The organism is Lysinibacillus sp. GbtcB16, assembly GCF_019091145.1.
Lineage (GTDB): Bacteria > Bacillota > Bacilli > Bacillales_A > Planococcaceae > Lysinibacillus > Lysinibacillus fusiformis.
In genome coordinates this window covers 1-296 of sequence record NZ_JAGXJV010000263.1, presented here as the reverse complement: position 1 = coordinate 296, position 296 = coordinate 1, and the positions used below count along the sequence as shown (strand labels likewise).

At 49.7% G+C, this 296-nt stretch carries 1 pseudogene; it reads left to right on the top strand.

Going from position 1 to position 296, the window contains the following annotated elements:
• Positions 1-296: pseudogene (locus tag KVT27_RS24205) on the top strand (hypothetical protein); the annotation flags it as partial.

Here is a 296-nt window from a genome sequence, read left to right as displayed (position 1 = left end):
GGAGATCATTTACCCGCTACCTCGCACGATATTGTCAATGATCTCGGTGTGGGACTTGCAGCAATAGTCCCTTCAACGAAGGAAATTGCAGTAATCACTTTGGCAGTAGTTGGTGCCATTACTGGATTACATGGCTCGGGCTTCTCAGGAATTTCCTTAGCGGGCTCTGTCGGAAGCTTATTCGGCAATGCACTAGGCGGAGGGACTGCTTCTTTAACGGCCTTCGGGCAAATTACTGCCATTTGGGTTGGTGGCGGAACATTGATTCCTTGGGCATTAATACCAGCAGCTGCCAT